A 4,221-nucleotide genomic window follows, 5' to 3' on the forward strand; every position below is an offset into this window, starting at 1 on the left:
CCTTTACGGATTCCTTACGATGCTCGGCATGAAGGAACCCTCCCGCAAGCTGCTGTGGGAGCGGCGGAGCCAGACCCCGCTGCTCCTGCTCGCCGTTGCTTTCGCCGTGGCGTACGCCGGGCCCATCGTCGCCCCCGACGCGCGTGCGGAGGTCCACCGTGCCTGCACCTATGTCGAATGGGTGGTGTGGGGGGCCTTCGCCGTCGACTACCTGGTCCGGCTGGCCCTCACGGCGGACCGCAAGCACTTCGTCCGGACCCACTGGCTGGACCTGGCCGCCGTGGTGCTGCCGCTCGTGCAGCCGCTGCGCCTGCTGCGGCTGGTCGCCACCCTGATGCTGGTGGGCCGGCGGGCCCGGATGGCTCCGCAGATCCAGCTGACGACGTATGTGGCCGGGGCCGTGGTGGGACTGCTGATGTTCGGCTCGCTGGCGGTGCTCAGCGTGGAGCGGGACGCCCCCGACGGGAACATCAAGAACCTGGGCGACGCCGTGTGGTGGTCCTTCACCACGATGACGACGGTCGGGTACGGGGACCACTCGCCCACCACCGGCCTCGGCCGGGTCCTGGCCGTCGGTCTGATGCTGTCCGGGATCGCCCTGCTCGGTGTGGTGACCGCCAACATCGCCGCGTGGTTCATCTCCCGCTTCGAGCGCGACGACCGGGCGGACATGCTCCAGCTGGCGGCCATCCGGGAACTGCAGGACGAGGTACGGGCGCTGCGCGGGGAGGTCGCCCGGCTGGGCGGCACGCCGGCCGCGGCCACGAGCACAGCCGTGACCGTGGCTGCGGCCGGGGCCGGGGCCGGGGCCGTCCCGCCGAACGCCCCCGCGCAGCGGGAAGTCACCTCTCCCACACCTTGAACGCCCGCACCTGGTAGGGCGACTGGGGCAGCCAGACGCCGTCGCCCGGGTAGGTCTGGAACTCGCCGGTCTCGGCGCATTCGGCCGACTGGTAGGTGGTCACCGGGCGCCCGGTGCGGTTGGTGAGCGACTGGGCGCTGGTCCCGGCCGGCAGCGCGGTGCAGCTGTTGATGTCCAGGTTGCTGAGCTCATGCGTCTGCCGCGCTCCCTTGAACTCCGGTTTCGCCCACAGGCACAGCTGTCCGGTCGCGCAGGCTCCGAGGGCCGGCGGGCCCGCGGCGTGCGCCGTGGTGGCCGTACTCGGGATGAGGGCGGTCAGGGCCAGGACGGTCGCGGCGAGGGTGGTCGTGGTGGCACGGCTGGTTCGACACGTACGCATGACGGGTCAACTCCTTGTGGACGGCGGGCGCCCGGACCGTTTCCGGAGCTCCGCCGACACCACGCTGACCTGCGGGGACAGCCGGACGGAAGAGGCCCCGGGCGGGTCCACCCGGATAGGCGACAGCCCCGGCGGAACCCTCCGACAGGGCTCTCGCACGTACGGAGTTGACGCTTCAGGGAGCCGCCGGGCCGGGCCCGCGGCCGCCCCGGCCGGGGTGCGGGCCCGGCCGGACCCGACCCGAACGTGTCATGCGCGAACGCTCCCGCGGGCGCTCGCAGGACCTCGGACGGCACGCCGCGAACGGCTCACGCAGCGGTCTGCACCCCTTCGGTCACCGGTACGCTGACCGCCCACTCGGCGTCAGAAGGGAGCCAGCGGTGGTGATCGACGAGCGGTCGGCGACGGCCGCGCCGGTGACCGGACTGCGCGAGCGCAAGAAACGGCGCACCCGGAACGCCCTGCTGCGCGCCGCCCTCCGACTGTTCCTCTCCCAGGGGTACGAGCGCACCACCGTCGACGAGATCACCGACGCCGTGCGCGTGTCCCAGCGCACCTTCTTCCGCTACTTCGCCAACAAGGAGGAGGTCGTCTTCGCCCTCCAGGAGCTGGTCGAGTCGCGGTTCGTCGCCGAACTGCACGCCCGGCCGGCCGCCGAGGGCCCGTTCGAGGCCCTGCGGGGCGCGGCGCTCGCGGCCTGGGACACCATCGAGGTGGCGCTGTCCGAGGTGGTCCCGGTCGATCTGTACATGCGCAGCTACCGGCTGATCGAGTCCACGCCCGCCCTGCTCGCCGTGCACCTGCGGCGCTCCACGGAGCTGGAGGAACGGATCTCCCGGCTGATCGGCGCCCGCGAAGGCCTGGACGTGGACATCGATCCGAGGCCGCGGGTCGCCGTCGCCGCGTTCTGCGGCGTGATGCGCGTCACGGGGCGGCTCTGGGCGCAGGGCGAGGACACCGGTGTGGAGTCGATCCGAAGGCTGACGGAGACGTACCTCGACCGGATCGGCCCGGCGCTGACCTCCAGTTGGCGCGGGTCCGCGTAGCGCGCCGGCCTCCGCCGGCCCCTTCACCGACGCGTCGGCGGGTCGCCCGCTCGGGCCTCACGCGGTCCCACGGTCGGCCGTGAGACCGGTCACCCGGCACGCCTGGGGCGTAAGACGTCTCATAGGCTGGTCACAGTGAACGTGCCCGGCCTTGCCCACCCCACCGCCCTCGGCGCCGACCCGCGCCCTGCCGCCTTGCGTGCCCTGCTCGCGCTGGCGGTGGTCTTCATCATGCTGGCGACCACCGGCTGGACGGCCGTTCACCGGCCGGAAGAGGGCACCCCGATGCGGGTCGCCGCGCTCGGTGCCTGGGCCAAGGCCCGGATCGACGGCCGCCCGGTGCCCCCCGCGGACGCCCCCGCTCGAACGGTGGCCCGTTTCTTCGCGGGTCTCGACGGTGCCCAGCGCGCCCGGCTCGCCGACGGTTACCCGCTCGTCGTGGGCAACCTCGACGGGGCCCCCGCCGCCGTCCGCTACCGGGCCAACCTCCAGGGCCTGGAGCAGGCCCGCCGGGTCGAGGAGGCCCGCAGCCGCGATGTCGCGCTGACGCCGGCCGACCGGTCGACGGCCATCCGGCGTTCCCACCGCTTCGCCTCGCTCGCCGGGCCCGGCCGGCAGATCCTCGCCTTCGACCCGACCGGCGGCGGCCGCGTGGCCGAGGTCTTCGGTGACCTCTCCGAGGCCGAGCGGGTCTCGGTGATCGTCCCGGGCGTGGACACCGACGTACTCACCTTCGAGCGCACCCAACGCCGCCTCACCTCCCCGGTCGGCATGGCCAAGTCCCTGTACCAGGCCCAGCGCGCGGCCGAGCCGGACAGCCGGACGGCGGTCATCGCCTGGGCCGGCTACACCGCGCCCACCGGGGTCGGCGTGGACGCCGCCACGGGCCGGATGGCCGTCGACGGCGCCGTCCTCCTGAAGGCCCTGACCGCGGCCCTGCCCGGGGACGCGAGTGTGGCGCTGTTCTGCCACAGCTACGGATCGGTGGTCTGCGGGGTCGCGGCGAGCGAGCTGCCGCGCCGGGTGACCGACGTGGTGGTGGCGGGCAGCCCCGGGATGCGCGCGGAGAACGTCGCCGGGCTGCACACCTCGGCGCGGATCTGGGCGACGCGCGACGAGGGCGACTGGATCGCGGACGTACCGCACCTGGAGGTCGGCGGCCTCGGCCACGGCGCCGATCCGGTGTCCCCGGCGTTCGGCGCGCGGCTGCTGTCCTCGGCCCGGGCCAGGAGCCACACCGGTTACTTCGCGCCAGGTACGGACTCGATGGACAACTTCACCAAGATCGGAACCGGCGCGTTCGGTTCCGTTGTCTGTGCGACCGGGAACGATGCGTGTCGGCGCGGGATTTCAGGGACAGAGCAGGACTGACGCGCGTAGAGGCGCGGAAATCGGCCACCGCAACCGGGGGGACGTGCGGGGGCCCCGCCGTTTACGATGTGCCGCATGGGTGACGTACTGGCCGGAAATCATGCCGTCTGGGAGTTCGAATCGGACTCGGTGCTCATCCGCTTCGCACGGGGGATCAGAACGCCGAGGCTGCCAAGACTCTGGCACGCCCTCGGCTCGCGCCGGATTCCCCTCGAAGCGGTGTCCGCCGTGAACGTGACCGTGACCGGCGGCAAGCGGGACACGGTGGTCCTGCATGCCGTGCCGCGGCCGGGCGCGGATCCGCTGATGGAGGCCGCCGCCGGGCAGCTCAAGGTGGGTCGCGACCCGTACCGGCTGGTCCTGCCCGGCGACAAGGCGCCCGCCGCCGCCGCGTTCGCCGACGCGCTGCGGTCCCGGCTCGGGCCGGATGCCGCCGAGCCGTCCGCACGCTTCCTCGTCGACGTACCGCAGCCGCCGCTGCACTTGAAGGCGTACGACGCCCGGGTTGGCTTCGACGGCTCGGCGATCACCTTCCACTGGTCCCGTACGGGCGCCTCCAGCAC

At 73.2% G+C, this 4,221-nt stretch carries 5 protein-coding genes; 4 read left to right on the top strand and 1 reads right to left on the bottom strand.

Annotation, left to right across the window (positions count from 1 at the left end; all coding sequences use genetic code 11):
• The first annotated feature begins 28 nt into the window (after positions 1-28).
• Positions 29-862, top strand: coding sequence for a potassium channel family protein (locus ACWGIU_RS31290; RefSeq protein ID WP_453711475.1), 834 nt, complete (start codon positions 29-31; stop codon positions 860-862).
• On the opposite strand, the gene ACWGIU_RS31295 is transcribed toward ACWGIU_RS31290, so the two are convergent.
• Positions 843-1,241, bottom strand: a complete 399-nt coding sequence (locus ACWGIU_RS31295; RefSeq protein ID WP_453711477.1) for a peptidase inhibitor family I36 protein — start codon at positions 1,239-1,241, stop codon at positions 843-845. The genes ACWGIU_RS31290 and ACWGIU_RS31295 overlap by 20 nt on opposite strands.
• A 380-nt stretch (positions 1,242-1,621) precedes the next feature.
• Here ACWGIU_RS31295 and ACWGIU_RS31300 point away from each other — a divergent pair, with 380 nt between their 5' ends.
• The 3 genes from ACWGIU_RS31300 to ACWGIU_RS31310 form a co-directional block, all read left to right on the top strand.
• Entirely contained in the window at positions 1,622-2,287 is a 666-nt protein-coding gene (locus tag ACWGIU_RS31300; protein ID WP_453711479.1) for a TetR/AcrR family transcriptional regulator, read from the top strand.
• Positions 2,288-2,506: 219 nt separating this feature from the next.
• Positions 2,507-3,658 (top strand): alpha/beta hydrolase, encoded by a 1,152-nt coding sequence (locus ACWGIU_RS31305; protein WP_453711483.1) that lies wholly within the window; start codon positions 2,507-2,509, stop codon positions 3,656-3,658.
• Positions 3,659-3,733: 75 nt separating this feature from the next.
• On the top strand, positions 3,734-4,221 hold a 488-nt coding region (locus tag ACWGIU_RS31310; protein WP_453711481.1), incomplete at its 3' end, for a DUF4429 domain-containing protein.

It is taken from the genome of Streptomyces sp. NPDC054840 (genome assembly GCF_053611065.1).